The organism is Desulfoconvexum algidum, from assembly GCF_055382125.1.
Map to the genome: position 1 here is coordinate 6747869 of NZ_AP042394.1, position 17994 is coordinate 6765862.

Consider the following 17994-nt stretch of genomic DNA (forward strand, 5'->3'; position numbering starts at 1 on the left):
GTGCTATCCGCTTCAATTATGCTCCGCGCTCCGCAGTTTCATGAAGTAAATGAGGTGCAATTTTTTTTACTAATCTTAATACCGGCGAATGAGAATCATCGCCAGTTCCAATGCACGCATCAAATTTTTCCTGTAATAATTCTGTATCAAAACCACTTCGGGTACCAATTAATACGATTTCAGTCTTTGGTTTAATGGTATCCCATTTATCCGTTTCACCAATCTCATACCTTCCTCCAACCATTTGCATAACCACTTTGTAAGTCGGCATTTCTTCGAGATAGATAATTCCTTTTGCCCTAAAAATTGAACCGGGTAAATTATCCAATACCGATCTTAATTTGGGCAAGGACAACTTTTGATCGCTGGTCCAGTGCCAGGTTGAAAAGGTTTGATGTGCATGCGATGACGCTTGAGTATTACTTAGCAACCTAAAACCACTGAGAATTATAGTATTATCAGAGAAAACCAATTCCAATGGAATTTTTCCGTAAGTGGTTTCAAGAATACGTGATTTCGGTGCAATTTTACGTACTACTTCTTTAACGGCTGTCAAATTTTCATTCGTAACTAAATCCACTTTATTAAGCACCAAAAAATCTGCCACCTCTATTTGTTTCTTTGCTAATAAAGCCATTTCTCCTTTCAGATTTGGCAACTGTTCAGCATCAATTACCGTAAGTATGGCATTCAATAAAAAAGCACCTTTAAAATCTGGATTTACGAAGCTATTAGCCACCTGAAAAGGATCTGAAACCCCACTCGTTTCAATGATTAACATTTCGGGCGGTTCAGGCCGTTGCAACATTAGCAAGCATGCAGCCACCAAATCGTCACGAATATCACAACAAACACACCCATTTTTAAGGCTTATGGTTTCGCTATCATCCACTCCAACCACAAGTTGCGAATCAATATTTATGGCACCAAAATCATTCACCAGCACCCCGGCACGAATACCATGATTTCCGGTCAAAATATCATTCAGCAACGTAGTTTTTCCTGCTCCTAAAAACCCGCCAATGATGGTTACAGGAATTGGTGCTATTGGTTTTTGAATTATCATTTGTTTATACTCTTTAAGCTCGCGCTTGATTCTTTTTTTAATCAAAACCTTTGCGTAATTGTCATTTCGACGAGGTTATGAGGAGAAATCTCTGACATCAGGAACAGATTTAGCTCCGCTGATTGTCAATTCTTATTCGTGCCTCATTCGAAATGACAGCTCCGATTCACAAGATTCTGAAACAAGTTCAGGATGACGTTTTAAGTAACGAAACTAGTTAGTTCGTCATTCCAAATTCCTGACTGCCGTCAGGCAGGAATTTGGAAATCTGCTGCTTGAGATGCTGATCCGCCAGCTGGCGGACAGCATCACGTTCTGAAGTAGCACACTTGACTAGTCACTTCTGTCTATGAATGACCTTCTTCAATTATTTCTTCGCATCTCCGTAAACTGGCTTGCCTGGGAATACGTTATCCACACATTCCGTATCTTTTACCACAAGAGTTCCATTACAAATTACATAAGGAATTCCTGTTGATTGCAAACCTCCGTCTTTCATGGTTGAGTTATCTGTCACTGTAGCTGGATCGAAAATGGTAATATCGGCATCTTTTCCTTCCTGAATACGACCTTTTTGATTCATTTGAGAAACGCCATTTTCTGCAAGATAATCGGTGATCATGTATGTCATTTTTGAAATGGCTGTCATCAGCGGAATATCAACTTTCTTTTCTCTTACCAGTCTCAGGAAAAGTGCATGTGTTCCCGAACCTCTTGGATGACCGTTTACAGCATCCGGGGCTGTATCCCAGGAAAAAGCGGTTTCGCCTGTTGCACGCACAGTGTAAAGAAAGGCATCACTTCCTATAACAGACTCAGGGTGTGCTAAACCGTAGTACATATCCTCATCCGTAGAATTATAAAACATAACCGATTCCATTGGGTTTTCTTTCATGCCTTCAGCATACGTATCTTTATCATAAGGCTTCAAATCAGCTGTTCGGATGATGCCATCATAATCGCGACCCATATTAGGCCCATAATTGTCGGGTTTTAAATAGTCGGCACCTAAAATGGTTGCTCCATAGTTGTATGGATAAATCTCAGGGATAACTTTTATGCCTTTTTTCCGGGCTGCAGAAAACATATCCAATGCGGTTTTTATATCGGCAAGTGCCTGGGCATGCATGTGTTGAAACACAATTGCTCCGCCATATATTTCTTGGGGTGCCATCATTTCCAGGAATCCAAGCAATCCACTTGTAGGTGGCATCTGACCTGAAAAACGACCGTGAACGAAGGTTGACATGCCGTACTTTGCGGCAACTTTCTGGGCAGTAATGGAATTCTGTTGGGAGCAACCTGCGGTCATATATCCCACGGCATGCCCAACACCTAAAGCACCTTCTTCTATTCCATTGCAAAGCAATGTTTCGAATTCCTTATCCTGCTCGCTCGTCATATGGCCTTTTGACCACTGCATTGAAGTTTTGGCATCTTTTCCATCCGCCACAAGATCAAAAAGGAATTCGCCAGTGAAAACGCTCTTGTATTCCGGATTCAGAATAATTTCTCTGGCAGCCATTGTACTGCTTGAATATCCATAGTTTAACCTGCATTTCCCTTCACGATCCGCATAAACTTCTTTTACTCTGGTAACACCAACCTCTAATTCCATGGGAGTTGTTACGCCATCGCGCATGGCCAGTTTTTCGCCAAAAGGTGTTCCTGTATTGTGATGGTGCATATCCAAAAATCCTGGTGCTACAACCAAGCCTTTGGCATCAATGGTCTCTTTTCCCTTGATGTCATCTTTAGTTACTACGGCTATTTTGTCTCCGTTAATACCTACATTGCGAATGGCATCCAGTTTTGTTTCGGGATCCATTACCCGTCCGCCAGTGATGACGAGGTCATACTGTTCGTTTGATGCGGTCATGATGTTTCTCCTTTAGATGTGTACTCTGTTTTTTAGATTTTCCGATGGTGATATGATTGTCCATAAAGGCCTGTACGCCGCGCATTTGGTCGAGATAGTCGAAAAGTTTCAATTATCGAAAGGAAATATTTTCAACCAGTCATTTCTAATGCTTACAACATGCCAACCACCTTCTTTAGCGGCAATCAATGACGCATTATTTTTTTCTGCGTAAGCAAATTCTCGTTTGTTATCATCATGATTGATCAGCAATTGAAAATTTGGCAATGCATTCGTCATACTGTAGGTAAGCTGACCAATATCTCCTCCGCTTCGAATGTTTCCTGCAACAAAGATCGGAATACGACCGATGCGTTGTTCAATGGCTGCTGGTTTGGTGTCTTTATCATTAATGAAAAAGTTTTTATCGTCTTTAACAACCTTCCATGAACCATCAACCTGTTTAAAGGTATTCATTGCGAAACTGCCAATTACATTCTCGGGAACGATGCCATAGGTATTCTCTGCAATTACGCGCATGAAATCATTGCCGCCACCAGAACATATGTATGTTTTAAAATCATTCTCACGCAAGTATTGCAAAAGTTCCAGCATCGGTTGATAAATTGTCTTGGTATACTTTTTATTAAACTTTGGATGACGAGAAGCATTAAAGAATTCTTTTACCTCCAAATTAAATTTCTCGATAGGCATACCAGTATGCGTAGCTATGAATAATTTCATTAATCCTGCGCCATGATTATTCATTAAGTCATTTATCAAATATTTCTTATCACCCTCAAGAATCGCTTTATAGGGCAATTGATTTTTCCATTCAGGATGTGCAGGAGCCATTTTCTTGATTTGATAAACAACGAACTCAAACTGAACAACAGGTTGTTCACACCATAAAGTACCATCCTGATCAAAAGTGGCTATGCGTTCCTCTGGCCGCACGAAGTCAGGCGAGCCTTGCTTCGTCACCCTTTCTACAAACTTTATGATGGACTGCTTGGACTTGCCATCGTTCCAGGATGGAAGTGGATCAATGCCCTGGGCTGTCGCGAGACTGACGATAGTCAAGGCGAAGACGAAGGTGAATACAGCGAGAATAATGCGTTTCATTGAGTACTCCTTAAGCGTCGTTAATAATTTTATGTTCATGTTTACTCTCCTGTTTTTAATTTCAGGATAACGGAGCGGCGGAGAGTTCCGATCCCCGCTAACCCTGAGTTATATTTATCGTTACTTCACCGGCTTGATCTAACCCGGCCGCCAGGTCTGGTCGATCCAGGGCTGTTCGGGTCCATAGATACGCAGGGCAATGAACCAGATTTTTCCGGGAATGGTCTGGAGCCAGTTGTCCTCCATGCCTTTCGGGGCTTTTGGAGAAAAGTAAATATCCACCGATCCGTCGGGATTGGTTTTAATGCCTTCATCCTGACCTTTTTGTCTATTGGTGACGAGACCCGGGGCAGCCGGACTCCGGCTGCCCCGGGTGTTATTAATTTAATCTTTCAAATTGATAATCACCTTGTTGATCTTGCTGGTGAAGTTGCTTGTCTTGAGGGTGTAGTCCTTCACCACGGGCGTCTCGAGGTCCATGCCGACGCTGGCGGTCTCGTCCGCGGAGAAGAGCGCGAACTGAGTGGCCGGCACCTTGACGGAACCGACGGATTTTCCGTTGACGGAGAGCGTCACCGTCCCGCCCGCACTTCGATTTTTTCCACCATCGTGAGCAAAATCCATCTTCACGGTGGCTTTGCCCTTGGGCAGCTTTTCGCTCGATGTGGCGGTGGAGTATTCGAGGCCGAGGTAGTTGTAGGTGTAGATTGGTGTTCCGTCCTTCACATACAGACTCCAGCCGCCGAAGCGACCGCCCTGCGACACGATCACGCCGTTGGCCGGTTTGTCGCCGGTCTCGATGTCGGCAACGATCTCGAAGGATGTGGCCTTGACATTGATGAAGTCGTTCTCGAGCAATCCGGTCATGCCCTCGTAAAGGACGAGGGTCTTGCGGCCGAACATCAAGTCGGGTCGGCCGGCGAGTTTGGGATTGAACAGTTCCAGGCGCCGGTCGTCGATGGGAAGTACCTTGTACTTCACCGCCTCGCCGAGGAAAGCCTGCTGCAGCTTCTTGAGCATATCAGGGTGCTTCGCCGCAAGGTCCTCGGACATGCTGAAGTCTTCCGCGACGTGGTAGAGCTCCCAGGTGTCATCGACGAGCTTGTTCTCAACCTTGCCCCACGGCTTCAGGTGGATGGTCCCGGCGAACCAGCCGTCGTAGTAGATGCCGCGGTTGCCGAACATCTCGAAGTACTGGATCTGGTGCCGGCTGGGCGCCTTGGGATAGTCCCAGGTGTAGACCATGCTCGTCCCTTCGATGGGACGCTGCGGCGTACCGTTGACAATGCGCGGTTCCGGCAGTCCGGCCGCCTCGAGAATGGTGGGGACCACGTCGATCACGTGGTGCCACTGATTGCGCACCTCGCCCTTGGCCTTAATCCGCTTGGGCCAGCGGACGGCCATGGCGTTACGGGTGCCGCCATAGTTGGAGGCCACCTGCTTGGTCCAGGTGAAGGGCGAATCGAAACAGACCGCCCAACCGGCCGCCATGTGCGGATAGGTGGTCGGCCCACCCCAATCGTCGTAGTGCTTCATCATGACATCGATGTCCGAACCTTTTGGCTCGGCGTTGAAGTAGGTGTATTCGTTGAAGAGTCCGTTCATGCCGCCCTCGGCGCTGGTCCCGTTGTCGCCGGCAATGTAGAAGATGAGCGTGTTGTCGAGCTCGCCCATATCCTCGATCGCCTGGATGAAACGGCCTGTCTCGTGGTCGGTCATGTCGAGGAAGCCGGCAAATACTTCGGCCTGACGGGCAAAGAGTTTTTGCTCCTTGGCCGAAAGATCCTTCCAGTCCTTGATGTCGTCGGGCTTCTTGGCCAGCTTGGTGTCCTTGGGAATGACGCCGAGCTTCTTCTGCTGCTCGAAGATCCGTTCGCGGATCACATCCCAGCCCTCGTCGAACTTGCCTTTATACTTGTCGATGTAGGACTGCGGTACGTGATGCGGCGCGTGGACCGCGCCGGGCGCAAAATAGACGAAGAACGGCTTGTCCGGGGTAAGCGCCTGCTGGAAGCGCATCCACTCGATGGCCTTGGTGGCCATGTCGTTCATGAAGTGGTAGTCGGGATCATCCGGGGGCTCAATCATGTTCAAGTTATGATAAATGCTCGGTGTCCATTGATTGGTTTCCCCGCCCATGAAGCCGTAGAATTCATCGTAACCGATAAAGTTCGGCCAGCGCGTGAACGGACCCGAGGGACTGATTTCCCAGACCGCGGTTTCATGGTGCTTACCGTAGGCGGCCGTGCTGTAGCCGTTGAGCCGGAGCATCTCGGCAACGGTGGCGACGTCATTGGGCAGCATCCCGGTGGCACCGGGAAAGGAGGTGGCCACCTCGGAAATCTTGGCTTGGTTGGCCGAGTGGTGATTGCGGCCGGTTATGAGCGCTTGCCGCGTCGGCGAACACAGCGCCGTGGTGTGGAACTGATTGTAAAGCAGGCCCTGGTCGGCGAGCTTGTTAAAGTGAGGTGTTGGAATTACGCCGCCGGTGGCACTGGTGCCGCCGAATCCGAGGTCGTCCAGTAGGATGATCACCACGTTGGGCGCGTCCTTCGGCGCCTCGACCGCGAACATGGGCGGCGCCTTGGCGTCGCGCGCATCCAGGGTCGTGATGGGCGGATACCAGGGCTCTTTGACCGGCAGCTCAGTGCGGTCGACCTGCGCCTTGACTGGGGCATCCTTGGCCATACCCGCCATCGGCAGGCACAACGCAATGAGTAAAATGGTTATACAGGTGATTGCTTTTCTCATGATACTCCTCCTTTTGATTGAAGTTAAACGTTTTTTCAAACAGGTTCCGCGTTTCATCTGCGTAACCTGCTGGAGCAGAAATCAGGTTCAATGATTTGTGGCTATTCTTGTCCAGTCGCTCCAGCAACTTAGACCGATGCACATGATTATGGGTTTACAGGGGGCGATACAGTTTGGTTCGAAGAAAAATTATGCTGCTTGTCCCTAATCATTCTAAAAAAGTTTAGTCTTTTGGCTTTATTTTGTGTTTATAGTATAAGATTTTGTGTAAAAAGACATCCCCCACAAAGGGGGGACGTTATCCCCCTTTGTGGGGGATAACGTCGAGTACAATAATGAAATTCTGGTTTATCCGGGCCATTCAATTTATTCCATCAACTCAAAATCATTCAGTGTCCATGTCTTTTCTATGTAACCTTTGAGGGGACCATAAAAACGGAAGACCACAAAGAAGCCTTTCTTGGGATCGGTCTTGATGAAATTCTTCTCCTTACCCCTGGGGGCCTTCTGTCCGAAATAGATATCCACCGAACCATCCGGGTTGGTATCCACCCCTCGGGTACTGCTGACGGTGATGTTGCCACCGGAATCCAGCAGACTGCGGCTCATGGGATCGTAGGCAGTGACCGCCCAGAAGCGTTTGACCGGAGGATTGGCCGGCACGGTGAGCCGATAGGTCTTGTCCCCGAGAAGGTAGTTACCTTCTTTGTCCCGGAAGCTGGTCAGATAGGCCGTGCCCACACCAGGTGTTGTGGAGAGCAGGTTGGGTGAAACACAAATGGCCTGGTAGTGCCATAGGGTGCGGGCATCGATGTCGTTATGGCCGTTGTTAACAAATTCAGTATTGCGAATGAACATCTTTTCCCAGTGCCGGTTGGACCAGTAGTTGATCTCCTTATCACGGGAAGCATAAACAATGGCCCGGGACATGGCGACGCCCTGTTTGGCTGCCTGGTTGAATATTCCGGTCATACGGGCATCTGGGTTAAAGGGTTTGCCCTTTTCAAGGCCCAGGGATGCCAGACGACCCAGTTGCTCGGCACTGAACAACTCTGCCGGTTCATACTGAATGATCTCATTGAGCATGGTAAAGGCGGATGCATCTTCCGGAGTAAGTGTGTTAGCGCCCATACCGGAAGCATTGACGACCGTGTTGTCCCGGGGACCGCTTGCCAGCGGATAGACTTTCAGCCGTTCTTTGAACCAGTTCACTGCCTGGTTGCCGTTGCCTACTTCGCCGAAGCCACGCATCATGGCCCAGATCCGGTAACCAGCGGAATGAATCACGAAGTAGCCCTGGGGGACCTTGCCTTTGTAGCCTGGCGGCAGGAACAGGTACTTGCCCCCTTTACCCTTGTCGGGTCCGGTGGGGCCGAAGTCGGTGAGGTATTTGAAAATAGCGTCATTGGCATTACCATACATGCCGGACGGAATCTCCATGACGGTGGCCCCATCCACCTTAAGGTCAAGGGTGGCAAAGGCGTAGACCGTCACGTCGTTCCCGGTCAGGTAATTTTCACTCGGTTTCATGAAGTCGGCCATCACTGCGAAATCGGAACTGGATTTGAACTTGAAGTCACGAACCTGGGATTTTATAATACCATAGAGCGAGAGCGATGGCAGAAAATCCATGTAGGCCTGGGTGGCCCGCTGAAGATCCAGCTCATCGTAGATCCGCTGGGTTGAGGCCTTGTCGGGAAATGCGCCGCCTTCAAACTTCAGTGTGCCAAAGTTTGTCTTAATCTTGTCAGGGGCAGGTTTAAAATCTTTGGCCGTCTGTTTCGGACCCGCAGCCTTGAACAGGTTTCTCGTTTCTGCTGCAGACTCAGCATACACGGGTGCTGCCATGCAGACTGCCACAAGTCCGGTCATGATCAGATTAACAAGTAATTTTGTTTTCATTTTCATATTTTCCTTTTATCTATTCGATTTTTTCAAAATCGTTAAGCTGCCATGATTTGTCAAAGTAAGGCTGTTCCGGACCATAAAACCGCATCATAGCAAACCAGTCTTTGCCAGGAACGGTTTTCACCCAGTTGGTTTCATAGTCCTTCGGGGCTTCAGGGCCAAAGTACAAATCAATGGACCCATCTCCATTGGTTTTCAATTTTTTGTATGAATCTATATTGGGGAATCGAGTACCATTTTTGAGCATTGCACGGGTTTCAGTGTCGTAAATGGTTAAGGACCAGAAATCCTTAACAGGCACATTCGGTGGCAATACCAGGCGATAGGTGTTTTCACCATGTAAAAACTTGCGGTTTTTATCTGTATAACTGTTGATATATTTTGATCCCTTACCGACAAAGGCCTTGACCATTCCGGCAGAGGTTCCAAAGGCGCTGTAGAAAAACTGTGTGCGCTCATCCAGCAGGACACGGTCTTCCACTTCAAAAAAAGCGTTCGGCGTTTGAAATGGCAGGGTCCAGGTCTTGCCCGGGTAATACCAGGCTTTCGGATCCCGTGGTGCCAGGAAAAGCGACTGCACAATTCCATGAGCCGTCTTGGCGGCTTTTTTCAGAATCCCCTGCATACGCGCATCAGGGTTAAAGGGTTCCCCTTTCTTGATCCCTATAGTGGCCAGCATGCCGTAAATGATCTTGTCCTTTTCAGCCACCGGCTCCTGTTGCACCAGGTCGGCCAGATTTGTGAAGAGACGCTCGTCGGTGGGGAACAAGGTATCCACCGGTTTGCCGGAAACATTGAGAAAGGTCGTCCCGGGCGGATTATCCTTTTGCGCAAGGGGATAGATGCGGGTTTGCTTCATTCGTGCAACGGCATTCGCCGTTGAACCGTTCTCGATATAGCCGCGCAGAAACACCATCACGCCGTAGGTGGGGGATCGGGCAACAAAATACCCTTCCGGGACATCGCCTTTGTATTCCGGGGGCAGAACCAAAAATTTTCCACCCTTTCCCTTGTCGGGCCCGGTCGCTCCGATATCAATGATCGGCTGATCCCACATGCTGTCCAGCATGGCTGCCAGCTTGGGCGGTGCCTCAAGCACGGTCGGACCATCGGTTTTTAAATCCAGATAGTTAAATACGTAAACAACCTGACTGTTGGGTGTGAGCATGACGGTTTCATTGTCCATCAGGTCTGCCCAGAGCGGGACGTTCTTGTTTGGCCTAGCACCAAAGGTGTCGACCAGGGACTTGCGCAGCGAGTACATATACATCGACGGTATAGACCAGAGATAGGCCTGCACGGCCCGCTGGTAGTCAAGTTCATCGTAAAATTGTTGAATTGATTTTTGGGTTAACGGCCCGTCACCGGACTTGTTGCCAACGGCCCAGGCAGATGTTGTCAGGCTGACAACTACGAGTACGACCAGGGCCTGGGATACAAGTGTTTTCATGTCGATATTCTCCTTTCTGTAGAAAGCCCTGCAAAGCGGGCACGAACAGCACCCGCTTCGACTTTTCTATTTAATGTATTCTGAGAATTTCTTAACCTTGTTGATGGTCGGGAATTTATACTCGTCGTTGAACGCTTTCTCCGTGGCACCATACATACGCATGTAAGGAAACCAGCCTCGTCCAGGAAGCGTTTGCACGTGATTGGCTTCCCATCCCTTTGGTGGAGCATCAGGTCCCAGCAGCACATAAAATGAGCCATCGGCATTTGTTCTGAGTCCCTCGACCTTGCTGCCTACAGTGGCCTTACCGCCGGCTGCTCCATCACGGTTATTGATCAGGCAGCGACTGTCTGTGTCGTATATAACAACCGACCAGAACAGGTTCGCCGGCACATCCTTTTCTACTCGGATCACATAATTATTCTTGCCCTTCAGACGTTCACCTTTCTCGTCTTCGAACTTACCGATATACAACTGCGCCTTACCTATCTGGGGCATGGTCATTGCCGGGGAAGTGGTAATTGCCTCATACGTGTAACGGGCACGCGGATCGAAGGTCTCGAAGTATTTCATACGTGTGGTATATTTGATGCCATCCCCCCATACTCCGCCAAGGATCATTCGCCAATCATTCTGGCGCAAAACCCCTTTCATTCGCTCGCTGTAAACCAGACTCTTGGCCATAAGTTCACCTGTGCGAACGGCATCTTCCAGAATCTTTATCTGACGATCGGTTGGGGCGAATGACTTATCTTTTTCAATCCCCAGTTGTCTCAGCCAATACATAAAGAAAAGATCTTTTTCCTGAACCACTTCCCTGTTAATTGCTTCATGAAGTACTTTCCAGTAAGCCAGACCACGAGGCTGAACTTCAAATGTAACCTTATCTTCACCAGGGATAATTTCCACTGGTTTTGGTTTCTCCCCGTAGCTGTAGAGGTTCAGATTTTTCCGCATCCTCTTCACCTCGTCGGGTTTTCCTGCCAGCCTGAAAACCATCATGAACTGGTCGGTTTCCACGTTAAGCACTCTAACACCATCAGCTCTCTCCGGAACTTTGTTTGCCGGGGTGTTAGGGCCAACAAGCACAACAGTCCCTCCCTTACCTGAATTTGGTCCGAAGATACCCACATCACCCGGACTTTGCTGCCACATATCAACCAGCATTCCAACCAGGGGACCCGGAGGGATTTCCAGGGTTACAGCCCCTTCGAGTGTATTTCCAAAGCCGAAGAGGTAATCGGTGGTTTCATTGGCCGTAAGAATGCCACGTCGCTCGTTAAACGTCGTAACTGAGACAAGTTTGTTGTAGTCGTAGTTTTTATAATTATCTACATAGCCCTGATGCCAGCGTGTCATCCCCACAAAGGGCAATCCCCAAAGATAGAGCTGTGTAGCCCGCTGGTGATCCATGAGATCATAGATTTTTTCAGCTTCACCCGGCGCCGGGTAGCTGTGGTCGAGCTGGAAGGTTCCGCCCATGGTTTTAACCGGACCAGTGATGGGCATTAATTTCTGAAATTCCGCTTCGGTTTGCTGTGCCCAGGCGTTGTTCATCAGACCGGCCACCATAAGACCGATTACCAGTACTCTAATAAGTTGTTTCGTTTTCATTTTATTTCTCCTTTCGTCAATTATTGTTACTTCACCAGCTCAATCTCACTTGGTCGCCAGGTCTTGTCAAACCAGGCCTGCTCCGGCCCATAGAGTCGAAAAAGCATGTGCCAGCCCATGCTGGGAACGGTCTGAACCCAGTTACTCTTTTTGCCCGTTGGTGCTTTGGGACCAAAGTAAACGTCGTAGGAGCCATCGGCATTTTTCTGCACTTTCCCTTCAGCACTGGTGATTTCAGGGAAGCGCTGGTCGGTCTGCAGCATGGAACGTGTCTGCACGTTGTAGAGCGTAAACGCCCAGAACTGGTTAGCGGGCACGTTGGGAGGCAGGTGCACCTTGTAGGTTTTGCTGCCATCAAGGGGCTGCCCTTTTGAATCACGCATTCCGGCAATGTACTGCGTGCCACTGCCTACCTTTGGTGTGACCATGGCCGGGGTGATGCCGGTGGCATACATGTGGAAGCGCGTGCGCGCATCGATCAGCCGGGCTCCGTTTCGGGTAAACGTATGACTTCCGCCGATCCAGGGGTGTTCCCATCCACTGCCGGGATAGACCTTTGCTTCAGCATCACGGTTCCGATACAGCACCACCCGGGCCGCTGCTGAACCGACATCCGCCGCTTCTTTCAAAATTTTCTGCATACGGGCATCGGGGTTGAACGGCTTGCCTTTTTCGATGCCGATGGAGGCCAGCATGCCCAGAATTTCGGGACTTTGGGATTCGCTCGGCTCTTCCTGAACCACCTTGTTAATTTCGTTGAAGTAGCTGACATCCGAAGCATGGATGGTATTCAGAAATTTCATCGAAATGTCGTGATACCTCACCTTCGAAGCGCTGGCTGTTTTACCCAGCGGGTACAGCTTGAAGTGATCCTTAATGCTTTGTAATCCGGGGGCCGCGTCCCCATCTTGAAGGAACCCGCGAATCAGCAGCCAGTTTCCATACGTCTGGGATTGGGTTACATGATATCCGTCCGGAACCTCGCCTTTATAGCCTGGAGGCAGAATCACGTATTTCCCGCCTTTGCCCTTGTCAGGGCCGGCCAGTCCGAAGTCCGTTACATAGCGGAACCAGAAATCATCAATCAGACCCAGCACATTCGGCGGCGCTTCCATGACCATGGGTCCTTCTTTCAAATCCAGCCAGAGAAACAGATAGATCACCGTGGTGTTCGGCGTCAGCAACTGCACCTTGGAGTCCATACGCGGCCAGATGATCGCAGTCTGGTTGTCCGGCCCATATTGTCTGATCCCATTACGAAACCCGGTAAGGGAGCCTGCCGGTGTGGTCATCATGACACTTTCAACGGCACGCTGAAAATCAAGCTGATCGTAGATCTTCTGCGCAGTCTCTTCAGTTGGGAAACCATCCTCAAAGGTTAAGGTACCCAATCGGGTTTCCACCTTGTCCGCAATGGTGATCGATGCGGGGATTTTGGTGGTCATTTTCATCGTTGGCGGTGCCGCAGACAGGGAGTCTGCCAGACTCAGGACCATGCATAGAACAAGTGCACTTGATATAAACAGTTTCGGTTTCATTTTTATCCTCCATTCTTTTCAGGTTTGCTCTTTGTTATTTTTTATGATTTAAATTTGCTTCACTTTTTTCAGAAATATTCTCGATCATCAGAATCGGAAAGTGCATCTCAGCCAGGCCATTCAGCACACCCATCAGTTCGGATTGATCCATGAGGCGCCCGGTCAGGCATGTGATCACCGATTGATCCGTTCTCCTCCGGTAGGTTATCCCCATGCCCGCAAAGCAGTCGGACCAGCTTTCCTCCAGCAGCCCCTCGATTTGAATTCGATAGAATGCCTGGGACCATGGCCGTAAATATTGTCCGTCTTTTGTATCCGGCATTGCTCAGTATCCTTTTTTATTTTGAGAGATAATTACGCTCAGTATTCGACTTTAGTATATTTACAATGGGGGCAGTGCGCATCCATCCAAATGGCGTAAAAATGGCGTAAAAGTAGCGGATACCGATCTTTTTTCCGGAAAATTATAAGGTCGGTGGAAGGGGTCCAGGTATGGGTGTCTAACTTATTTTAAAGGTAAAATTCCTAATCTGGTGGCCTTTAGCACTGCTTCCCGACGTTTGAGAACCTGGAGTTTCTGGTAGACGCTTCTCAGGTGGGATTTCACCGTTACCGAAGATATCGATAAATGTTCGGCAATTTCCTTGTTTTGCAGGCGTTGGGAGAGCAATGCCAGTACATCGAGCTCACGATGGGTCAGTGGCTCCACCAGTGGCTCCACCAGCGGTTGTGATGGCGGGGCTGATTTGCTGATTTGAGGAGATGATTTAATCGACTGTGTGGTGAATTTGCCGCCCACAGCGGATTGATGATGTTTGCGGGCAGCCAGCAGCCGTTGGATAAATCCTTCAGCAGCTTTTTGCTTCTGCAATTGGTTGAGTAAACCGGTAATGGACGGACCCGCCTCAACAAAGGGGCGAATCCATCCCGTGGATTCAGACAGGGCAACCGCCTTGTTCAGGGCTGTGAGAGCCTTGTCCCTGTGCCCCGTTTTATCAAGGGCCGCAGACTGCAGAAGCGTGCATTCGATTACCTGGTTCACAAAGTGGCAATTCTCGCTGTATTGCTGAACTTGATCAAGCAGAACAAGTGCCTTCTTAATATTCTCCGAAGCACCGTCTGCGATCAAAACCCGTGCCTGGGTGATGGTGGGGACTTCCAGCCACATAAACAGCCCGGCCGGTGCTGTCTTCTCATCGGCGGTCCGTGCCCATTCGAGCGCCGCTGTCATATCCTTGCCCAGCAATGCGACTCGTGCCCGGCAGGAATGGGCAATGCTCACGTATTGAGCATCGCCAAGATCCATGGCAAATGTTTCCAGCAGGGTCAGGGATAGGGATGCTGCGTCATGCTGTTTAAGGAGTTGCTGTGTCAGTGCCAGCCCTGCAATCGAATCGACTGCTGCACGGGCATGCATAATATATCGCTGTTGTACTACCCAGGTGAAGTACGCCAGCGCCGGCTCCAGCTCATTTGCCTGAAAGTGGGTGCAAGCCATCATATAAGCACCCCAGGTCTCCGTGTAAATGATATTGCTGTGGGCAGCGACCCTTTGCAGCCGCTTTGCCTCCAACCGGCCGCGAAGCAGATCACCTGAAAGATAGTATACGAAGTAGAGCCCTGCCACCAGGCGCGAAAGATAGATTCCTCCCAGATCCCCTGTCTCACTAATGCGGGCATCCAGACCGTTGATTGCCTTTTCAGTATCTCCTGCCATACACAGGGCAAGGTGGTACTGCAGCTCCAGCAGCCCCCTCACCAGACCCTGCTTCTCCTGCAGTTGTTTGCGCGCTGCCTCGAAACACTTAAGGCTCAAAGCCCCTTCTCCCGACCAGTAGTGGAGTTCACCCTTCAACAGGGACAATTCTCCCAACAGGGAAGGATCGGTACTTTCCGGTTTCACAAGGGATGTTACCTTTTCAACGACCAGGGCAAGCCGTTCAAACTGAAACCGCTCATAGGCACTCCATGCATTTGCCAGCAGAAGGGCAGGTCTGGTTTCACGAACCGCTTTTGGAATCAGCCTAAACCATTTTTCCAGGATATACCACTTGTCATCGTTCAGTAGGTTGATCCGGTATTTTTCCACGAGATCTGCGGCTTTCTCATCATGTCCGCCCTGTATCGCATGTGTAAGCGCTTCCTCCAAAAATCCCCGGGACTCGAACCAGTCGCCGGCCCGGCCATGGAGCTCAGCTGTCTTCTCACGAATCCTATCTCCATGGAATTGTCGTTGAAGAAGTTGTTGAAACAGATGGTGGTACCTGAACCACTTATTTTCGGTATCCAGGGGAATAACAAACAGGTTGTTTTTCTGCAGCCAGCCAATCACTTCTCTTCCATCCATGCCGGCCTCGGCCAATAAGGGATCTGTCTTGCACAAGGCATCGCACAAGGGAGCGCAGAATCGATCAAGAATTGAGATGGCTATTAGGAACCGGCCTAGACCGGCCGGCTGTTGATCCAGCACCTCACTGACAAGGTAATCAACCACGTAACGCGTGGTGCCCTTCAGCTCCAGCAGTTTTTGTCCGGGATTCTCCTGCCCGTGCATCGCCAGGACCGCCAGGCGCAGCCCGGTCACCCAGCCTTCGGTCTTTTTGGCCAGTGCCTCGGTAATCTCATCTTCAATTTCATATTTTGTCGCAGCCTGTAAATATTGGACGATCTCATCCCCAGTGAATCGCAAATCCTGCATTCGCAGTTCGGTGAGCATTCCCCTGGCGCGCAGGGATGAAATGGGTAAAACCGGATCTCTTCGGCCGACCAGAACCAACTGCATTGATGGCGGTGGATGGTGTATTAACAGACCGATAAACGCATTGACCGCTTTATTGGTTATCGTATGTATATCATCCAGCACAACAATAAATTTCTGATCAATCTTCTCTATTTCGTTGACCAGAGTAGTTGATAAAAGGGCCTCCGGGGGCAGATTTCTCACATTGATCAGGGCCATGGTTTCCTTGACAGCATCGGGAAACATCGTCCGTATTGTGGCGAGAAGATAGGCAAGGAACGGGTGCAGGTCATCATCATTTTTGTCCAGGGACAACCATGCATTTTGTTTACCGCACCCTTCGAGCCAGTAACTGACCACCGTACTTTTTCCATACCCCGCCGGTGCTGAAACCACTACCAGGGGCCGGTCAGGGTGTTTACCCAGGCGCTCCAGCAGTTCAAGCCGGGGCACATGATCGACGGGTATCGGCGGCCGGTAAAGTTTGGTGCGCAGCAGCGGTATATTTGGAGATTCAGAAACCATGCGTTGACCCTTAATCATTATAAAAACGGTTTAGCCTTTTGGCTATATTTTTTCATTGTTACTAGGGCTTTTGGGGTTTGGATTGGTGTTGTTTTCTTGTGGTTCAGACCCCAGAAGGACGGCCAGCCATTGACTGTTTTCACTGGACTGGGCTGCAAACTTGATAACCATGGTAAGGGGAACTGAAAGGAGCATGCCCACCGGCCCCAGAACCCATCCCCAGAAAACAAGTGACAGGAAAACCACCAGGGTGGACAAGCCGACCCTTCGCCCCATAAGTCCCGGTTCGATAATACTGCCGATGAGCGTATTGGCCCCCAGATAAATGCCGATAACAATAAGGGCATCAAAGGGGGATAACTGCAGAAGAGCCAGCAATACGGCGGGAACTGCAGCGATAATGGATCCGATATTGGGTACAAAATTAAGGGCAAAGGTTAAGAAAACCCAAAGCATAACAAAATCCAGGCCAACCCAGGCCAGCCCGAGCCCTACCAATATTCCTGTTGCCAGGCTGGCAAGGGTTTTCATGGCAATATATTGTTTGGTACTCTCGATGACAATGGCAAATTTTGCCAACACCTCACCTGCCTGGACCCCTTTCATGGCTTTTAGCTTGGCAGGAAAACTCCAGGCTTCCAGCAAAAGGAAGAGGACGGTAAAGGAAATCAAGGCCATATTGCTCAGTAAGTCTCCAACTTGGACCATGATGGAATTGGCAAAGCCCAAAGCAAGTTTAGGGTCCAGGGCATCCATGATACCGGTATTCGATATATTGATCTTCCGACTCATCAGCCATGCCTCAATCTGGTCTTGCGTGCTGCTGAGGCGTTCCTGATAAACCGGCAATGCATCACTGAATTGGGCAGCCGTATTTCCCAGTATCAATGTGAACATCACTTCCAGCAGGATGGTCAGAACCACTACACTACACACGGCAACGGTTATAGAAGCCCCACGTTTATGGAGAAAGTCTACGGGACCGGACATGATGATGGCAATGAACAAAGACAATAGAAACGGGACCACGATATCCTGAGCATACCGCATCACCAGTAAAATGGCGAGTATGCCTGCAATGGTTATCACTATATTTTGAAATTTTGATGAAGATTCCATTCATTTCCCCCCCGGTCCTCTTTTTCGGGTATTATTTTCAATGATACTATCGGCATGCGCAGCTCATAAAGACTGTTGAGTACCCCAATCAATTCCGACTGATCTTTTACCCGTCCCACAAGGGTGGTCACCGAATCCTGGTCGATCTGAACGTTCATGGTGATTTTCATGTCAGCCAGGCGGTCAGACCAGATGTCTTCAAGGCAGCCCTGGATTTTGATACGATAGGTAACCTGAGAGTCAAGGAAGATTCTTTTTGTTGGCTTATTCTCTGGCATACCCCACGCTCCTTTTAAAGAT

General features: G+C 49.4%; 13 protein-coding genes. All 13 read right to left on the reverse strand.

The genetic code is table 11. The annotated features are described in order from the left end of the window. Positions 1–16: 16 nt before the first annotated feature. On the reverse strand, positions 17–1111 hold the full coding sequence (locus ACZ45G_RS30425) for a CobW family GTP-binding protein (protein WP_464174391.1): 1095 nt from the start codon (positions 1109–1111) through the stop codon (positions 17–19). A 322-nt stretch (positions 1112–1433) separates the two neighbouring features. Continuing rightward, entirely contained in the window at positions 1434–2945 is a 1512-nt protein-coding gene (locus ACZ45G_RS30430) for an amidohydrolase family protein (protein WP_464174392.1), read from the reverse strand. A 108-nt stretch (positions 2946–3053) separates the two neighbouring features. Next, positions 3054–4049 carry an HAD family hydrolase gene (locus ACZ45G_RS30435; protein ID WP_464174393.1) on the reverse strand — a complete coding sequence of 332 codons (996 nt, stop codon included), beginning with the start codon at positions 4047–4049 and terminating at the stop codon, positions 3054–3056. Between the two features lie 138 nt (positions 4050–4187). Next, the gene (locus ACZ45G_RS30440) at positions 4188–4433 is read right to left on the reverse strand and encodes a DUF1214 domain-containing protein (protein ID WP_464180055.1); all 246 of its coding nucleotides are present in this window, start codon (positions 4431–4433) and stop codon (positions 4188–4190) included. Beyond that, positions 4434–6800 (reverse strand): arylsulfatase, encoded by a 2367-nt coding sequence (locus tag ACZ45G_RS30445; RefSeq protein ID WP_464174394.1) that lies wholly within the window; start codon positions 6798–6800, stop codon positions 4434–4436. A gap of 366 nt (positions 6801–7166) precedes the next feature. Further along, positions 7167–8702: a DUF1254 domain-containing protein gene (locus ACZ45G_RS30450; protein ID WP_464174395.1), complete on the reverse strand. Its 1536-nt coding sequence runs from the start codon at positions 8700–8702 to the stop codon at positions 7167–7169. 19 nt (positions 8703–8721) lie between these two features. Beyond that, positions 8722–10158 (reverse strand): DUF1254 domain-containing protein, encoded by a 1437-nt coding sequence (locus ACZ45G_RS30455; protein ID WP_464174396.1) that lies wholly within the window; start codon positions 10156–10158, stop codon positions 8722–8724. A 66-nt stretch (positions 10159–10224) separates the two neighbouring features. Continuing rightward, positions 10225–11772 carry a DUF1214 domain-containing protein gene (locus tag ACZ45G_RS30460; protein ID WP_464174397.1) on the reverse strand — a complete coding sequence of 516 codons (1548 nt, stop codon included), beginning with the start codon at positions 11770–11772 and terminating at the stop codon, positions 10225–10227. 26 nt (positions 11773–11798) lie between these two features. Then, positions 11799–13310 (reverse strand): DUF1254 domain-containing protein, encoded by a 1512-nt coding sequence (locus ACZ45G_RS30465; RefSeq protein ID WP_464174398.1) that lies wholly within the window; start codon positions 13308–13310, stop codon positions 11799–11801. A gap of 34 nt (positions 13311–13344) precedes the next feature. Further along, positions 13345–13632 (reverse strand): hypothetical protein, encoded by a 288-nt coding sequence (locus ACZ45G_RS30470; protein WP_464174399.1) that lies wholly within the window; start codon positions 13630–13632, stop codon positions 13345–13347. 183 nt (positions 13633–13815) lie between these two features. Then, complete coding sequence (locus ACZ45G_RS30475) at positions 13816–16575, reverse strand: LuxR C-terminal-related transcriptional regulator (protein ID WP_464174401.1); 2760 nt, start codon at positions 16573–16575, stop codon at positions 13816–13818. Positions 16576–16617: 42 nt separating this feature from the next. Further along, entirely contained in the window at positions 16618–17694 is a 1077-nt protein-coding gene (locus ACZ45G_RS30480; RefSeq protein WP_464174402.1) for an AI-2E family transporter, read from the reverse strand. After that, entirely contained in the window at positions 17664–17972 is a 309-nt protein-coding gene (locus ACZ45G_RS30485; RefSeq protein ID WP_464174403.1) for a hypothetical protein, read from the reverse strand. The genes ACZ45G_RS30480 and ACZ45G_RS30485 overlap by 31 nt, the downstream gene beginning before the upstream one ends. Positions 17973–17994 lie beyond the last annotated feature (22 nt).